Source organism: Streptomyces olivaceoviridis (assembly GCF_014650115.1).
Classification (GTDB): domain Bacteria; phylum Actinomycetota; class Actinomycetes; order Streptomycetales; family Streptomycetaceae; genus Streptomyces; species Streptomyces olivaceoviridis.
Map to the genome: position 1 here is coordinate 11,280 of NZ_BMUI01000016.1, position 16,172 is coordinate 27,451.

A 16,172-nucleotide genomic window follows, 5' to 3' on the forward strand; every position below is an offset into this window, starting at 1 on the left:
ATGACCACCACGGCACCCACCGACCGGGCCGGTCAGCGACGGGTCGTCGTCACCGGCTTCGGGGTGATCTCCAGCATCGGCACCGGGGTCGAGGAGTACACCGCGGGCCTGAAGGCCGGCCGCTCCGGCGCCCGGCCGATCACCCGCTTCGACACCGAGGGCTTCGGGCAGAACACCGCCTGCGAGGTCCCCGACTTCGAGCCGGAGCGCTGGATCCGCAACCTGCCGTCCGGACACGTGGGCCGCGCCGGCCAGTTCGCCGTCGCCGCGGCCCGCATGGCCGTCGAGGACGCCGGGCTGACCGAGACCGACCTGGCCGACCGGCCCGCCGTCATCACCGTCGGCACCACCGACGGCGAGTCCCACGACATCGCCGTCCTGCTGGAGCAGGAGCTGGCCGCCGGGGACCCCGAGGCGATGGACCCGGTCCTCGCCCGCCGGGTCTACGCCGGCCGGCTCTCCACCGCCATCGCCCGCGAACTGCGCATGCCGAACGTGGAGGCGACCACCGTCACCACGGCCTGCGCGGCCGGCAACTACTCGATCGGCTACGGCCTGGACGCCATCCGCTCCGGCGAGGTCGACCTGGCGCTGTGCGGCGGCGCCGACGCCGTCTGCCGCAAGGCGTTCGCCCTCTTCAAGCGGTTCGGCGCGCTCAGCCCGGACGTGGTGCGCCCCTTCGACAAGGACCGCGAGGGCATCCTGACCGGCGAGGGCGCCGGCATCCTCGTCCTGGAGAGCCTGGAGTCGGCCCTGGCCCGTGGCGCGCGCATCCACGCCGAGGTCCTCGGCTACGGCCTGAGCTGCGACGCCGCCCACCCCACCGCCCCCAACCGGGACGGCATCGCCCGGGGCATCCGGCTCGCCCTGGACGACGCCGGCGTCAAGCGGCAGGAGGTCGACTTCATCTCCGCGCACGGCACCGGCACCAAGGCCAACGACAGCACGGAGACGGCCGCCATCCTGGACGTGTACGGGGACGCGCCGCCGCGCACGGTCGCCGTGAAGTCGATGCTGGGCCACTCGATGGGCGCGGCCAGCGCGCTCGGCGCCATCGCCTGCGGTCTCGCCATCGAGCACGGGTTCATCCCGCCCACCATCAACCACCGCGAGACCGACCCGGAGTGCCCGCTCGACGTCGTACCCAACGAGGCCGTCGCGGCGGACGTGCGGATCGTGCAGAACAACTCCAGCGCCTTCGCCGGCAACAACGCCGTGCTGATCCTGGGCACCTACGGGGAGAAGGTCCGAGCATGAGCAACGCAACTGCCGTCCCGCGGGCCGCGCTGCCCCCGGACACGCCCGTCATCACCGGCTGGTCGGCGGTGTCGCCGTACGGCATCGGACGCGAGGCGTTCACCGCCGGCGTGCGCGCCGGCGCGAAGACGGCCGTGATGGCGGACGCCGCTTACGGCACCCTGCCGTCGCCGGAGGTGTGCACCGTGCCCGGCTTCGACGTCCAGGAGCTCCTCGGCAAGCGGGGCACCGCGAAGATGGACCGGCTCACCGCGCTCACCCTGGTCGCCTCCGACGGGCTGCTGCGGGACGCCGACGGCGAGCCGGCCGTCACCACCGACGACCTGACCGGCGTCGTCCTCGGCATCACCATGGGCAGCCTGGAGAACGTCACCGACTTCCTGCGCCAGTCCTACACCAACGAGCGCCCCTTCTACGTCGACGCCGGCCGCATCCCGTTCGGCAGCCTCAACCACGCCGCCGGCGCCACCGCCATCCGGCACGGCCTGAAGGGCCCCAACACCACGGTCGCCGGCGGCCGGGCCGCCGGGCTGCTCGCCCTGAACTACGCCCGCCGGCTGCTGGGGCAGGGCCGGGCGACCAGGTACGTGGCCGGTTCGGCCGAGGAGTTCTCCGCCGCGCACGCCTGGTACGAGGCCACCGCCGCCCAGCCGGGCGATCCCGCGCCGCTGCTCGGCGAGGGCTGCGGGCTGTTCCTGCTGGAGCCCGCCGGGACGGCCGGACGCCCGCCGCTGGCCGCCGTGCTGAGCATCGAGACCCGCGTCGACATCGACGACGACCCGTGCGCGACGGCCGACGCCTGCGCCCGCCGCGCCCTGGAGCGGGCCGGGGTCACCGCCGACGACGTCTGGGCGGCCGTACCCAGCGCGGCGCCGAGCGACGCGGGCCGCGCCGAGTACGAGGCGCTCGCCGCGCTGGTGCCGGCCGAGGCGCTGCGCCGGGTGCCGTCGATGGAACTGCTCGGCGACACCAGTGCCGCCGCCGCGTCCTTCCAGATCGCCGCGGTGCTCTCCGTCGCCGCGGCCGACCCGGACTCCCGGGGCCGGGCCGCGCTGGTGACCGCCGTGGACCGGGACGGCGCCGTCGCCGCCGCCGTACTGCGACTGCTCGGGGAGGACGCGTGATCGCGCTGGTCAGCGGCGGTTCCCGGGGCATCGGCCGGGCCGTGGTACGACGGCTCGCGCGGGACGGCTTCGACGTGTCGTTCTGCTACCGCTCGAACCAGGACGCCGCCGAGGAACTCGCCAAGGAGGCCGCCGAGCACGGCACCCGGGTGCTCGCCGTCCGCTGCGACGTCGCCGACCCCGAGGACGTGCGCGAGTGGTACGCGCGCACCGAAGGCGAACTCGGCCCCGTCGACGCGGTGGTCACCTCGGCGGGCATCACCCGCGACCGGCCGCTGGTGCTGATGGGCCAGGACGACTGGGACGGGGTGCTGCGCACCAACCTGGACGGCGTCTACCACGTCTGCCGGGCCGCCGCGTTCTCCATGAGCAAGCGCCGCACCGGCGTCATCGTCAACCTGTCCTCCGTGGCGGGCCTCTACGGCAACACCGGCCAGGCCAACTACGCCGCCTCCAAGGCCGGGATCATCGGCTTCACCAAGTCCCTCGCCAAGGAGCTGGGCCCGCGGGGCGTGCGCGCCAACGTCGTCGCACCCGGGCTGATCGAGACCGACATGGTCGGCGGCATGCCGGCCGCGGCCCTGGAACGCCAGCTCAAGGGCGTGCCGCTGGGCCGGCTGGGCCGCGCCGGGGAAGTGGCCGACCTGGTGGCGTTCCTGGTGTCCGACCAGGCCGCGTACATCACCGGAGCGGTCGTGGAGATCCACGGGGGCGGCGTCTTCTGATGGGGGACCAGATGCAGGGTACGGGGGAGCGGTACGACGCGATCGTGGTCGGCAGCGGCGTCGGCGGCCTGGTGACGGCCGGCTATCTCGCCGCCGACGGCCGCCGGGTCCTCGTCCTGGAACAGCACGACGTCGCCGGCGGCAACGCCCATGTCTTCCGGCGCCGGCGCAAGTACGAGTTCGACGTCGGCACCCACTACCTCGGCGACTGCGGCCCGGACGGGATGCTGCCCGCCGTCCTGTCCGGGCTGGGCGTCGCCGACCGGGTGCGGTTCCGGCCGATGGACAACGACGGCGGCTTCGACCGCGTCATCACACCCACCGCGCAGGTCGACGTACCGGCCGGCTGGGACCGCTACCGCGACCGGATCAAGACGGCCCTGCCCGCCGAGACCGAGGCCGTGGACCGCTTCCTCGACCTCGCCACGGCCGTCGCCGGGGCCGGCCGGGCCAGTCTGCTCGGCACCCCGATGGTGGAGCTGTTCCGCCGGTCGCCGGAGACCATGCGCTGGAACCGGCGCACCCTCGGCCAGGCCCTGGACCACTGCGGGCTGTCCGCCAAGGGCCGCACCCTGCTCGCCGCGCAGGCCGGCAACTACGGCGCCCTGCCCGCCGACGTCGGCTTCGCCGAGCACGTCACGATGATGGACCACTACCTGCGCGGCGCCTACTACCCGGAGGGCGGCGGCCAGGCCCTGGTCGCCGCGTTCGTGGAGGCCCTGGAGGCGTACGGCGGCGAGCTGCGCACCCGCTGCGAGGTGCGCCGCATCCTGGTCGAGCGGGGCCGCGCCACCGGCGTCGAACTCACCGACGGCACCCGGGTCTCCGCCCCGCTGGTCGTCTCCAACGCCGACTACCGCCGTACCGTCCTGGACCTGTGCGGCGGCGAGGAGACCTTCCCCGCCGACCTGGTCGCCCGCACCCGCGCGGCCCGGATGCGGGACGCGGTGGTCGCGGTGTACGTCGCCCTCGACACCGAGCTGCCCGGCCTGCCCAACGCCAACATCTGGTGGCACGACAGCGACGACATGGAGGGCGCGCAGGCCGGGATGCTGGACCGCTGGGCCCGCACCGGCACCCTGGACCGGATCCCCCAGCTCGCCTTCTCCTTCGCCTCCGTGAAGGACGCCGGGTCCCCGGCCGTGTGCCCGCCGGGCCACAGCAACTTCCAGCTGCTGACGATCCTCCCGCCCGGACACGCCTTCTGGGGTGCGGACGGCGGCCCGCTCACGGGCGAGCCGTACCGCCGCCGGCCCGCGTACCTGGCCCGCAAGCGGGAGGTCACCGAGCTGGTCCTGGACACCGCCGAGCGGGTCCTCGGCCCGTTCCGGGACCGGATCACCCATGTGGAGGCCGCCACCCCGCTCACCCACGAGCGCTACATCCGCGCCAGCGGCGGCACCCCGTACGGCATGGCCGCCTGGGGCCCGCGCGGTCAGCGGCCCGATGTGCGCACCGACGTCGAGGGGCTCTACGTGGTCGGGCAGAACACCCGGCACGGCAGCGGGATGGCCGGGGTCGCCGCCGGCGGCATGGCCGCGGTCTCCCACATCCTGGGGCGCCCCCTGCTGCCCGAGGTGATGTCCGGCACGGTGCTCGGCGACCCCGCCCGGCTGCCCCGGCGCGCGGCCGGCTGGGACCCGTTGCAGGTGTCGCGCGGACGCGCCCGGCGGCACGCCAAGGGCCTGGCCCGCATCGGCTGACCGGCTCGCCGGCCCGCCCCCTTCGCCAAACGAACTCCCTGGAGCAGTGTTCCCATGACCTCACAGGTGTCCCAGGTCCCGTCCTTCTCCGTGATCTCCGGTGCCCAGGTGCACCAGGTGCTCGCCGGCGCCGAGGACGAGGTCGTCTCGACCGTCGAGGCCGCCTACCGGCTGCACGGCGAGGCACGGACGGTCAACCCCGACTCGTACTTCCTGCGCTTCCCCGACCGCCCGTCCTCCCGGATCATCGCGCTGCCCGCCTCGGTGGGCGGTGACGTGGACGTGCACGGCATCAAGTGGATCTCCAGCTTCCCGGAGAACGTGGCCGCCGGCCTGCCGCGCGCCTCGGCCGTCCTCGTCCTCAACGACGCGCGGACGGGCTACCCGTTCGCCTGCCTGGAGTCCTCCATCATCAGCGCCGCCCGCACCGCCGCCTCGGCGGCCCTCGCGGCCGACCGGATCAGCCGGGCGCGCGGCACCCGGCCCACCCGGGTCGGCTTCATCGGCACCGGCCTGATCGCCCGCTACCTGCACACCTACCTGGCGGCCACCGGCTTCGCCTTCGACGCCCTCGGCGTGCACGACCTGTCCGCCGAGCACGCCGAGGGCTTCACGGGCCATCTGCGGCGCACGGCCGGGGACGGCGCGGAGATCACCGTGCACGACAAGCCGGAGGACCTGATCCGCGCCAGCGACCTCGTCGTCTTCGCGACCGTCGCGGGCGAGCCGCACGTGACCGACCCGGAGTGGTTCACGCACAACCCGCTGGTGCTGCACGTGTCGCTGCGCGACCTGTCCCCGCAGATCATCCTCTCCGCCTGGAACGCGGTCGACGACGTCGACCACTGCCTCAAGGCCGACACCTCACCCCACCTGGCCGAACAGCTCACCGGCAACCGGGACTTCGTCGCCGGCACCCTCCACGACGTGCTGACCGGCGCGATCACCCCGCCCGCCGACCGGCCGGTGGTCTTCTCGCCGTTCGGCCTGGGCGTGCTCGACCTGGCGGTCGCGAAGTACGTGTACGACCGGGTCCGGGACGCCGACCAACTGCACACCGTGCCCGGCTTCTTCCACGAGCTGAAGCGGTACGGCTGACCCCGTGCGCGCCGCGGCCGGCCCGGCCCGGCGCGCACACTGACCAACGGATGACGGCTCGCTGACCGAACGGCCGAGCGGCGGACGACCGCCTTGTCCGGCCGTCCGGCAGCCGCACAGAATCGACGCCATGAGATCTTTCGCCAGCCTGGACGAGTTCTCCGCCGCCGTCGGCGAACACCTCGGCCACAGCGAGTGGCTGCGGGTGACGCAGGAGCAGGTGGACCAGTTCGCGGGGGCGACCGGCGACTCGCAGTGGATCCACACGGATCCGGAGCGGGCCGCGACCGGCCCGTTCGGCGGCACCATCCTGCACGGCTACATGACCCTGGCCCTGCTGCCCGCCATGATGCGGGCCATCTTCGACATCGAGAAGGTGGAGCTGGGCGTCAACTTCGGCCTGGACAAGGTCCGTTTCCCGCGCCCGGTGCCGGTCGGCTCCCGGGTGCGCGGCGGCGCGAAGCTCACCGGTGTGCGCGAGACGCCCGCCGGCCACCTGGCCGCCGTCCGCATGACGGTGGAGGTCGAGGGGGAGCCCCGGGCCGCCTGCGTGGCCGACACGCTCTCGCTGTTCGTCGCCCCCTGACGGGAGTTGGCCGAGAAGGGCCGCAAGAGGGGGGTTTTTACCACCGATTTCCCGGCCCCTCGGCCACCACAATGAGTGCGGGCCCCTCGGACCACGACAGACGTACGGCACCGGCGCCGCGCACGGCGTTGCAAGGCCAGGAAGGAGCGTGTCGCATGGACGACCGCACGATGCAGCTCGGCGGGATCCGCCCGCCGGAGGCGATCAGGGGATTCTCGGTGTCGGCCGGACTGACGGGTCTGCGCCGGGTGGTGACCCTGTGCTGGATGTCGATGGCGGCCTTCGGCCGTTCGCTCGCCGTGTCCGGCGCGATCAGCCTGGTCGGCCCCGGCCTCGGCATGGTGCCGCGGGCCATGGAGGGCGTGCGCAACCTGGCCGCGCAGCAGCGGGAACTCGCCCGGCGCTGGGCGGGCGTGGAGATCCCCGGCCCGCCCGGACCGCTGCCGCCCGCGCCCGCCGGGGCCTCCGGTGCCGTCGCCCGCTACCGCTGGATCATGAGCGACCCGCAGACCCGGCGGGAGTACGTCTGGGTGCTCACGGACCCGATCGCCGGCGGCTTCCTCGGCTTCTTCCCGCTGGCCCTGATCCTCAGCGGCCTCTGGGGCGTCTTCCTCGCCTTCTTCGGGGTGCCGCTGTCCACAGAGTGGGACGGGCTGTGGTACCAGTTCATCCCGATCGAGGGCCAGGCCACGGCGGTGCTCGCCGGCGTCCTCGGGCTGCTGCAACTGCCGCTGGCCCTGTGGGCGGCCCCGCGCGCGGTGCGCCGGCACGCCCTCTACACCAGGGCGATGCTGGCGCCGAGCGAGAGCGAGATGATGGCCAGCCGGATCCAGCACCTGGCCGCCACCCGCTCCGACGCCGTGGACACGCAGATGGCCGAGATCCGCCGGATCGAGCGCGACCTGCACGACGGCGCCCAGGCCCGTCTGGTCGCCATGGGCATGACCCTGGACGCGGCCGAGCACCTGCTGGAGACCAACCCGGAGGCCGTCCGCGCCCTGCTCATCGAGGCCCGGCAGTCGTCCTCGGCGGCGCTGGAGGAACTGCGCAACCTGGTCCGCGGCATCCACCCGCCGGTCCTCGCCGACCGCGGACTCGCCGACGCCGTACGGGCGTTGGCGATGACCTGCCCGGTGCGCACCGAGGTCCAGGTCGACCTGCCCGGCCGCCCCGAGATGCCCGTCGAGTCCGCCGCGTACTTCGCCATCTCCGAGATCCTCACCAATGTCGCGAAGCACGCGGGTGCCGCCCGTGCCTGGATCGACCTTCGTTACGATCGCGGGATGCTGCACATCACCGTGACCGACGACGGCCACGGCGGCGCCGACGCCTCCCGCGGCACCGGCCTGCGCGGCATCGAGCGCCGGCTCGCCACCTTCGACGGCGTGCTGGCCGTGAGCAGTCCCGTGGGCGGGCCGACGATGGTGACGATGGAGATCCCGTGCGTATTGTCCTCGCCGAAGACCACTTCCTCCTGAGGGACGGGCTGATCCGCCTGCTCGGGGCCTACGGCCACGACGTGGTGGCCGCCGTGGACAACGGCACCGACCTGCTCGAAGCCCTGGACCGGGAACAGCCGGACGTCGCGGTCGTCGACGTCCGGCTGCCGCCGAACTTCACCGACGAGGGCCTGCGCGCCGTCCTCGCCGCGCGCAAGCGGAACCCGGACCTTCCGGTGCTCCTGCTCTCCCAGTACGTCGAACCGCTCTACGCCCGCGAACTGCTCACCAGCGGCGGCCGGGGGGTCGGCTACATGCTCAAGGACCGCGTCACCAACGGCGGCCAGTTCCTGGACTCCATCCAGCGGGTGGCCGCGGGCGGCACCGCCATGGACCCCGAGGTCATCTCCCAGCTGCTCGTCCGCAAGGAGCGCGACGAATCCGTCGGCAGCCTCTCCGAACGCGAACGAGAGGTCCTCGAACTCGTCGCCCAGGGCCGCTCCAACGCTGGCATCGCCCAAGCCCTGTTCGTCACCGAGAAGGCCGTCGCCAAGCACATCAGCAACATCTTCACCAAGCTCGGCCTGCTCCCGACGGACGGCGACAACCGCCGCGTCCTGGCCGTGCTGGCCTACCTGGACCAGTGAGCCGACCGCACCGGTGCGCCCGGTGGCCGGAAACGACACCGGGCCGCGCCCCGTCCGGACGGACGGGACACGGCCCTGGAGCGGTGCCGGGCGCCGGGCGGCTCAGTACCGCGGGCGGTTGAACCAGGCCGAGGCGGAGCCGTTGACCATGGACGCGAGGATGATGCCGCCGAAGGCCAGGGAGATGACCCCGCCGAAGGTCGCCGAACCGCCACCGCCGTTGACGATGTTCACCAGGCTGCCGAGCAGCATCAGCGACGCGTACACGATCGTCGTGACGCGGATGCCGCCGCCGCCCTTCTTGAACTTCACGCCCAGGAAGATCGACAGGGTGCCCAGCGCCAGCATCAGCAGCGCGAACGCGATCAGCACACCGGTGGCCGTGCTGGTGTCGTCACCGGAGCCGATGCCGTTGGAGACGTCCTGCGCGGCACCGGCGGCGATGCCGAGGAACAGACCGGCCAGGTACTGGAAGCCCGCCAGGATGAACAGCAGCACCCGAGCCGTCTTGATCAGGCCCGGCATCTCCATCGGCACACCGTAGCCGTACGGCTGCTGCACCGGCGGCGCGGCCGGGTAGCCGTAGCCGGGCTGGCCCTGCGGGGCCGCGGGGTAGCCGTAGCCGGGCTGCTGGCCCTGCTGCGGGTAGCCGCCCTGCTGGCCCTGCGGCGGGCCGTACGGGTTGTTGGGGTCGCCAAAGCTCATGGCGGTCTTCCTCCGTTTGCTCAAGTGCGGGGACGACGCGCGGCACGGTTCGGAGGAAGTTCTACAGATGCGGTCCGTCCCCCCGGTACTGCCCGCGGCACTGTCCGCTCATCGTTCTTTAACAGGCTCTTACTTGTCCAGCCGGAGGCGTCAGGTGTTGTGCAAGTGCAACATCGCTGATCATGCCGTGACACCCGGATTGGAACCGGGGCCGGGTCATCCGCGAGGATGGGACCATGACCGCCCAGATTCTCGATGGCAAGGCCACCGCAGCCGAGATCAAGTCCGATCTGACCGCCCGCGTGGCGGCGCTGAAGGAGAAGGGCGTCACGCCCGGCCTCGGCACGATCCTGGTCGGGGACGACCCCGGCAGCCAGAAGTACGTCGCCGGCAAGCACCGCGACTGCGCCCAGGTGGGCATCGCCTCCATCCAGCGCGAGCTGCCGGCCACCGCCACCCAGGAGGAGATCGAGGCGGTCGTCCGCGAGCTGAACGAGGACCCGGCCTGCACCGGCTACATCGTCCAGCTGCCGCTGCCCAAGGGCATCGACGAGAACCGCGTCCTGGAACTGATGGACCCGGCCAAGGACGCCGACGGCCTGCACCCGATGAACCTCGGCCGCCTCGTCCTGAACGAGCCGGCCCCGCTGCCCTGCACCCCCAACGGCATCCTCACCCTGCTCCGCCGCCACGGCGTGGAGATCAAGGGCGCCGAGGTCGTGGTCGTCGGCCGCGGTGTCACCATCGGCCGCCCGATGCCGCTGCTGCTCACCCGGCGCAGCGAGAACGCCACCGTCACCCAGTGCCACACCGGCACCCGTGACCTCTCCGCCCACCTGAAGCGGGCCGACATCATCATCGCCGCGGCCGGCTCCCCGCACCTGATCCGCGCCGAGGACGTCAAGCCGGGCGCGGCCGTCCTGGACGTCGGCGTCTCCCGCAACGCCGAGGGCAAGATCGTCGGCGACGTCCACCCGGACGTGACCGAGGTGGCCGGCTGGATCTCCCCGAACCCCGGCGGCGTCGGACCGATGACCCGGGCCCTGCTGCTGGTCAACGTGGTCGAGGCGGCGGAGCGCAGTGCCGGCTGAGGACACCCGCGGGCCCGCGGAGCCGACCGCGCGCGACGCGATCAGCGCCCCTGACGCCGAGGGGCGCCCGCGCCGCGTCACCCGCCGCTTCCCGCTGTTCACCAGGGACACCGCACGCCCCGAGGGCGGCGGCCGTGCCGCGGCCGGCGACGCCCCGGCGCCCGCCCGGCAGTGGCCCCTGCTCGTCGTGCTGTCGACGGTGGCGCTCGGCCTGCTGCTGACCGCGCTCGACGTGTTCCGCTACGGCACCCTGCTGGTCGGCGCCGCCCTGCTGGCCGGCGCGGTCATGCGCTGGATGCTGCCCGGCGTCGGCATGCTCGCCGTCCGCTCCCGCTTCACCGACATCGTCACCTACGGCGTCCTCGGCCTGGCCATCGTGCTGCTCGCGATGATGGCCCAGCCCTCGCCGTGGCTCCAGATCCCCTTCCTCAAGGACATCCTGCACTTCACGCTCGACAAGTAGCGCGGACGGTACGACAGGCGGACCGCGTCTCCCCGGGGACGCGGGCCGCCTGCCGTGTCCGGGGGGTACGGCGGCCGGGAGCCGCGACGTCCGCGGTACCGCGCGCGGTTGACTCCCGGACCCGGCCGTGCGCGTTACCCTGCGGCGATGCGACCGAGGACTCCCCGCCCGCTCGTCGTGGACACGTTGATCGCGGTGGCCATGGCCGTGGTGGCCGTCCTGGTCGCGCAGGAGTCACGGGCGCAGGGATGGCCGGAACTCGACGCGCGCGCCTACGTCCTCGTCGCCTTCGCCCACCTCCCGGTCGCCCTGCGCGGGCGCCACCCCCTCGCCGTCTTCGCGGTCGTCGAGACCGCCGCGGCCGGCTACATCAGCCTCGGCCACTGGCCGGTGGTGTGCACCTTCGGCGTCATGCTCGCCCTGTACACCGTGGCCTCCGTGAGCCCGCTGCGCACCGCTCTGGCCTGCGCCGCCTGCACCTCCGCGGTGTGGGTGTACGCCGGTGTGGTCAGCCACAGCCCCTCCATGGCGTCCGTGGTCGGCCAGGCCCTGCTCTACAGCTCGGTGCTCGTCTGGTTCGGGTACCTGGCCCGCCGCAGCGCCGAACTCACCCGGCGGCTGCACGCCGAACACGCCGAGCGGGCCCGGCGCGCGGTCGCCGAGGAACGCGGCCGGATCGCCCGCGAACTGCACGACGTCGTCGCCCACCACATGTCGGTCATCTCCGTGCAGGCCGGCCTCGCCCGGTTCGTCTTCGACTCCGACCCCGCCAAGGCGCGCGGCGCGCTGGGCACCATAGCCGACACCAGCCGCGAGGCCCTGGAGGAACTGCGCCGCATGCTCCAGGTGCTGCGCGAGGAGGACCCCGAGGCCCCGCGGCGGGCGCCCATGCCCACCCTGGCCCGGCTCGGCGAACTCGTGGACCGGGTCCGGGCCGGCGGCCTGCCCGTGGACCTCGACGTGGAGGGCACCGCCCGCCCGCTGCCGCCCGGTGTCGAACTGTGCGCCTACCGCGTCGTCCAGGAAGCCCTCACCAACGCCCTCAAACACGCCGGTCCCGCGCACGCGCGCGTCGAACTCCGGTACGGGGCCCACGAACTGACCGTCCGCGTCACCGACGACGGCGAGGGGGCAGATCCGGACAGAATGCCCACAAGTGGGGGTCATGGCTTGATTGGCATGCGGGAGCGGGCCACGCTCTACGGCGGGACGATCAGCGTCGGCCCACGCACCGGGGGCGGCTACGAGGTCCGGCTGACCCTGCCGACCTCGGCCGCCGAACGCGACCGCGGGGGTGCGCGAGAAGCGGAGCGGTAGGGGACGGCGCACGGCCGGGGGGACGACCGTACGGAATGATCAGAGTGCTCGTCGTGGACGACCAGTTCCTCATCCGCGCCGGACTCGTCGGCCTGCTCGACGCGGCGCCCGGCTTCGAGGTGGTGGGCGAGGCGGGGGACGGTGAGCAGGCCGTGCGGCTCGCCGCCGAGACCCGGCCCGACGTCGTCCTCATGGACATCCGGATGCCCGGCGTCAACGGCATCGAGGCCACCGAACGGATCCTCGCCGAGGCCGCCGACCGGCCGCCCCGGGTCCTGGTGCTGACCACCTTCGACCTGGACGAGTACGTGTACGGCGCGCTGCGCGCCGGCGCCTCCGGTTTCCTCCTGAAGGACTCCGGCCCCGAGCGGCTGCTGGCGGCGGTCACGGCGGTCGACGGCGGCGACGCCCTGTTCGCCCCCAGCGTCACCCGGCGCCTGGTGGAGTCCTTCGCCCGCCGGCAGGAGCCCGTCCACACCGCGCCGCCGCCCGACCTGGGCGTGCTCACCTCCCGCGAGGTGGAGGTCCTCAGACTCACCGCCCGCGGCCTGTCCAACCTGGAGATCGCCGACCGCCTCTACATCAGTGAGGCCACCGTCAAGACCCACCTCAACCGCACCATGAGCAAACTCGACCTCGGTAGCCGGGCGCAGGCGGTGGTGCTGGCGTACGAGACGGGACTGGTGACCCCTGGCGGTTGACCGCCGCCCTGGCATCCTTTTGGTCGGCGCGTACCGCGCGACCTGCACGGAAGACGGGGGAAGAGGGGAAGAGGGGGTAGGCGATGCCTCGGTGGAAAGCCCTGCCGGAGGATCTGGACCCGCAGCTGAGGGAGCTCACCGTCCAGTTGCGGCAACTGGCCGACCGCGGCGGCCTGAACACGGCGGCGCTGGCCGACCGCACGGGCTACGGCAGGACGTCCTGGGAGCGCTATCTGGGCGGCCGGCTCCTCGCCCCCAAGGGCGCGGTCATCGCCCTCGCCGAGGCCACGGGCACCGACCCCGGCCCCCTGACCGCCCTGTGGGAACGGGCCGAACGGTCCTGGACCCGAGCGGAGTCGAACGACGACCACACGCTCCAGGCCATCAACATCACCGAATCCCAAGCGGCCTTGGGCGCCCTCGCCCGCCCGGCGGAGGAGTCCGGCCGTGTGCCTGGGACAAGGCCGGCGGGACGGGCCGGGGTTACCTCTGCGGGGCTGTCCGGTGGAACGGCCGGGAGCAGGTCCGCGGGGTCGGCTGGTGGTGCGGTCGGGCGTAGGTCCGCGGGGTCGGCTGGTGGTGCCGCTGGGGGTACGTCCGCGGGTGTGGCCGGGGGCACGTCCGTGAGGTCGGACGGCCGGAAGGGTGCCGGTGCGGGCGAGGGCGGTGGTCTCGCGGCCGCGCTGGGGATCGCCGGTCCCGCCGGTGTCTCGCCGAAGATCCCGGCCCAGCCGACGGACTCGAAGCCCGCCGACGTCCGCGACAGCGTGCCGGACGGTGCCGGGGTCGGCGACGACTCGGGCACCGGCAGCGGTGACGGCTCGGGCGCGGCGGGGAGCGGTGACCGGGGTGCGGCGCCGGGCGCCGGCTCGGGCGCGGATGTCGGTGACGGTACCGGCACTGCGTCCCCCGCCGGCTCCCGTACCACCGCCGGCGATGACGATTCGCCCGTCAAGAACTCCTGGGGTGTGGCCGGTTACCGGGGCCCGTCGAAGGCGAGCGTCCGCCCTGGCACCCGGCCCGGCCCGGCGCGGACTCCGTCCTCCTCCCCCCTGAGCCCGGACACGCCCGCCCGGACCGCGGGCTCCCCGGCCGGAGCACCGGGCGCGTCCGCTCAGCTCCCGGACGCCCCCGGCGGAGGCCCGAGCACCTCCGCCTGGCCCCCGGGGCTCACCGTGGGAACCCCGGGGGCCTCCCCCCGCACCCCGGGCCGCGCGGCGGGAACCCCGGGCGCGGCTGCTCAGTTCCCGGACGCCCCCGGCGGAGGCCCGAGCACCTCCGCCTGGCCCCCGGGCCTCACCGTGGGAACCCCGGCCGCCTCCCCGCGCACCCCGGACCGCGCGGCGGGAACCCCGGCCACCCCTGCCCACACCCCAGGCGCACCCGGCGGAGACGTCGGCGGGCAATCCGTGGTTCCCCTCGGGCGGTGGTCCGTGCATCGGCAGCAGGTGCTGATGTTCTTCGCGGGGCTGGTCGGTGTCGGCGTGCTCATCGCCGGGGCCCTCTTCTTCATCCACCGGGGTGGGGACGGGGACCCGGACGCGGGTGCCCGCACGTCACCCTCCCCGTCCGCCCCGGCACGGACGAGCCCGCCCCCCGGCGTGAAGTGCGCCGGCGCCGCCTGTACCGGCAAGGACGCGGAGGCCATGGGGTGCAGCGGTGACCTGGTGAGCACCGCGAAGACCGCCACCGTCGGCACCACCACCCTGGAGGTCCGCTACAGCAAGGCGTGCGGCACGGCCTGGGGCCGGATCACCAGCGGCGCGCCGGGCGACACCGTACGGGTGACCGTGGGCAAGGTCCGCCAGACGGGTGACATCAGCGCCGCCGGGGACACCATCGGCTACACCCCGATGGTCGCCGTACACGACCCGGCACAGGCCACGGCCTGCGCCACGCTCGCCTCGGGCGAGACCGGCTGCACGAACTAGCCGCGGCACCCGCGCGCAGCCGGGCGGAAGAAACGGAGGGGGATTTTCCAGAAGAAGGTGCATACGGAGCCGGATCCTGGGCACGCGAACGGTATCCCCCCACGGGAGTCCGGTACGCCGGCACCCCCACCGGCGGCCGTCTCCGTCCCCCCCTCTCCCGGACGGACGGCCGCCTCTTCCGTACCCCCTCCGGCACCCCTCCCGGCAGGCGTTACATCCCCCTGATCCCCTTGTGGGGTGAGCCACACGGCCCCGGACGTCTCACCTGGCGGATGCGCGATAGCCTGACCGCTGGATCTCTCTTGACGCCAAGAGATCGATCATCCGCCCGGGGCAGGGACGCCCCACCGCCAGCTGTCATACGGAGAACGCCATGACCCGCACTCCCGTGAACGTCACCGTCACCGGCGCGGCCGGCCAGATCGGTTACGCCCTGCTCTTCCGCATCGCCTCGGGCCAGCTGCTCGGCGCGGACGTGCCGGTCCGCTTGCGCCTCCTGGAGATCACCCCGGCCCTGAAGGCCGCCGAGGGCACGGCCATGGAGCTGGACGACTGCGCCTTCCCGCTGCTCCAGGGCATCGACATCACCGACGACCCGAACGTCGCGTTCGACGGCACCAACGTGGCCCTGCTGGTGGGCGCCCGTCCGCGCACCAAGGGCATGGAGCGCGGTGACCTGCTGGAGGCCAACGGCGGCATCTTCAAGCCGCAGGGCAAGGCCATCAACGACCACGCGGCGGACGACATCAGGGTCCTCGTCGTCGGCAACCCGGCCAACACCAACGCGCTCATCGCGCAGGCCGCCGCCCCGGACGTCCCGACCGAGCGCTTCACCGCGATGACCCGCCTGGACCACAACCGTGCGCTGACCCAGCTGGCGAAGAAGACGGGCAGCAGCGTCTCCGACATCAAGCGGCTCACCATCTGGGGCAACCACTCCGCCACCCAGTACCCGGACATCTTCCACGCCACGGTCGCCGGCAAGAACGCCGCCGAGGTCGTGAACGACGAGAAGTGGCTGGCCGAAGACTTCATCCCGACCGTCGCCAAGCGCGGTGCGGCGATCATCGAGGCCCGTGGCGCGTCCTCCGCCGCCTCCGCCGCCAACGCGGCGATCGACCACGTCCACACCTGGGTCAACGGCACCGCCGAGGGTGACTGGACCTCCATGGGCATCCCGTCGGACGGCTCCTACGGCGTCCCGGAGGGCCTGATCTCCTCCTTCCCGGTCACCTGCAAGGACGGCAAGTACGAGATCGTCCAGGGCCTGGACGTCAACGAGTTCTCCCGCGCCCGCATCGACGCCTCCGTCAAGGAGCTGGAGGAGGAGCGCGAGGCGGTCCGCGGCCTCGGCCTCATCTGATCCGACGTGGTGTCACCCGGCG

At 73.4% G+C, this 16,172-nt stretch carries 15 protein-coding genes; 14 read left to right on the plus strand and 1 reads right to left on the minus strand.

Features of this window, described 5'->3' with window-relative positions; genetic code table 11:
• From IE273_RS26730 to IE273_RS26765, 8 genes are all read left to right on the plus strand, one after another.
• Entirely contained in the window at positions 1 to 1,257 is a 1,257-nt protein-coding gene (locus tag IE273_RS26730) for a beta-ketoacyl-[acyl-carrier-protein] synthase family protein (protein WP_189817734.1), read from the plus strand.
• Positions 1,254 to 2,381, plus strand: coding sequence for a beta-ketoacyl synthase N-terminal-like domain-containing protein (locus tag IE273_RS26735; protein ID WP_189817735.1), 1,128 nt, complete (start codon positions 1,254 to 1,256; stop codon positions 2,379 to 2,381). The genes IE273_RS26730 and IE273_RS26735 overlap by 4 nt, the downstream gene beginning before the upstream one ends.
• Positions 2,378 to 3,106, plus strand: a complete 729-nt coding sequence (gene fabG / locus IE273_RS26740; RefSeq protein WP_189817736.1) for a 3-oxoacyl-ACP reductase FabG — start codon at positions 2,378 to 2,380, stop codon at positions 3,104 to 3,106. Before IE273_RS26735 ends, fabG begins: the two co-directional genes overlap by 4 nt.
• 11 nt (positions 3,107 to 3,117) lie before the next feature.
• Positions 3,118 to 4,809: a phytoene desaturase family protein gene (locus tag IE273_RS26745; protein ID WP_229887581.1), complete on the plus strand. Its 1,692-nt coding sequence runs from the start codon at positions 3,118 to 3,120 to the stop codon at positions 4,807 to 4,809.
• 54 nt (positions 4,810 to 4,863) lie between these two features.
• The gene (gene sbnB / locus IE273_RS26750) at positions 4,864 to 5,907 is read left to right on the plus strand and encodes a 2,3-diaminopropionate biosynthesis protein SbnB (RefSeq protein WP_189817738.1); all 1,044 of its coding nucleotides are present in this window, start codon (positions 4,864 to 4,866) and stop codon (positions 5,905 to 5,907) included.
• Between the two features lie 130 nt (positions 5,908 to 6,037).
• Positions 6,038 to 6,493 (plus strand): MaoC family dehydratase, encoded by a 456-nt coding sequence (locus IE273_RS26755; protein WP_189817739.1) that lies wholly within the window; start codon positions 6,038 to 6,040, stop codon positions 6,491 to 6,493.
• A 155-nt stretch (positions 6,494 to 6,648) separates the two neighbouring features.
• A complete protein-coding gene (locus tag IE273_RS26760; protein WP_189817740.1) occupies positions 6,649 to 7,971 on the plus strand; it encodes a sensor histidine kinase in 1,323 nt (440 codons plus the stop codon).
• The gene (locus IE273_RS26765) at positions 7,935 to 8,579 is read left to right on the plus strand and encodes a LuxR C-terminal-related transcriptional regulator (RefSeq protein WP_058081634.1); all 645 of its coding nucleotides are present in this window, start codon (positions 7,935 to 7,937) and stop codon (positions 8,577 to 8,579) included. The genes IE273_RS26760 and IE273_RS26765 overlap by 37 nt, the downstream gene beginning before the upstream one ends.
• Before the next feature lie 102 nt (positions 8,580 to 8,681).
• On the opposite strand, the gene IE273_RS26770 is transcribed toward IE273_RS26765, so the two are convergent.
• Positions 8,682 to 9,284 (minus strand): hypothetical protein, encoded by a 603-nt coding sequence (locus IE273_RS26770; protein WP_189817741.1) that lies wholly within the window; start codon positions 9,282 to 9,284, stop codon positions 8,682 to 8,684.
• Positions 9,285 to 9,520: 236 nt separating this feature from the next.
• Here IE273_RS26770 and IE273_RS26775 point away from each other — a divergent pair, with 236 nt between their 5' ends.
• The 6 genes from IE273_RS26775 (at position 9,521) to IE273_RS26800 (ending at position 16,150) form a co-directional block, all read left to right on the plus strand.
• Positions 9,521 to 10,375, plus strand: a complete 855-nt coding sequence (locus tag IE273_RS26775; RefSeq protein ID WP_014674506.1) for a bifunctional methylenetetrahydrofolate dehydrogenase/methenyltetrahydrofolate cyclohydrolase — start codon at positions 9,521 to 9,523, stop codon at positions 10,373 to 10,375.
• Positions 10,365 to 10,838 (plus strand): DUF3017 domain-containing protein, encoded by a 474-nt coding sequence (locus IE273_RS26780; protein ID WP_189817742.1) that lies wholly within the window; start codon positions 10,365 to 10,367, stop codon positions 10,836 to 10,838. Before IE273_RS26775 ends, IE273_RS26780 begins: the two co-directional genes overlap by 11 nt.
• Before the next feature lie 147 nt (positions 10,839 to 10,985).
• A complete protein-coding gene (locus IE273_RS26785) occupies positions 10,986 to 12,155 on the plus strand; it encodes a sensor histidine kinase (protein WP_189817743.1) in 1,170 nt (389 codons plus the stop codon).
• A 35-nt stretch (positions 12,156 to 12,190) separates the two neighbouring features.
• Positions 12,191 to 12,856, plus strand: coding sequence for a response regulator (locus tag IE273_RS26790; RefSeq protein WP_189817744.1), 666 nt, complete (start codon positions 12,191 to 12,193; stop codon positions 12,854 to 12,856).
• A gap of 83 nt (positions 12,857 to 12,939) precedes the next feature.
• Entirely contained in the window at positions 12,940 to 14,787 is a 1,848-nt protein-coding gene (locus IE273_RS26795) for an XRE family transcriptional regulator (RefSeq protein WP_189817745.1), read from the plus strand.
• Between the two features lie 373 nt (positions 14,788 to 15,160).
• Positions 15,161 to 16,150, plus strand: coding sequence for a malate dehydrogenase (locus IE273_RS26800; protein WP_189817746.1), 990 nt, complete (start codon positions 15,161 to 15,163; stop codon positions 16,148 to 16,150).
• Positions 16,151 to 16,172: the final 22 nt, after the last annotated feature.